This window comes from Oceanobacter antarcticus (genome assembly GCF_044962685.1).
In the GTDB taxonomy this organism is placed as follows: Bacteria; Pseudomonadota; Gammaproteobacteria; order Pseudomonadales; family Oceanobacteraceae; genus Oceanobacter; species Oceanobacter antarcticus.
Genome location: NZ_JBBKTX010000124.1, coordinates 1 through 243, shown reverse-complemented (window position 1 = coordinate 243; position 243 = coordinate 1). Strand labels below are relative to the sequence as shown.

The following is a 243-nucleotide window of genomic DNA, read 5'->3' as shown; positions in this document are numbered from 1 at the left end:
GGTTCAAGGCCTGAATCTGACTCTTTTCATCGACACACAACACCAATGCCTTGTCCGGAGGGTTCATATACAAGCCAACGATGTCGTGAACCTTTTCAACAAAGTAAGGATCTCTCGACAGCTTGAAGGTTTCCAGACGATGTGGCTTCAGACCAAAGGCTCGCCATATCCGACTGATCGCCATGGCATTCAGTCCGGTTTCTTTCGCCATCAGAGTGGTTGACCAATGGGTTGCGTTTGCCG

The 243-nt window shown here is 49.8% G+C and carries 1 pseudogene; it reads right to left on the bottom strand.

The features are described 5' to 3' along the window. Nucleotides 1-243, bottom strand: a pseudogene (locus tag WG929_RS21195) (IS630 family transposase); the annotation flags it as partial.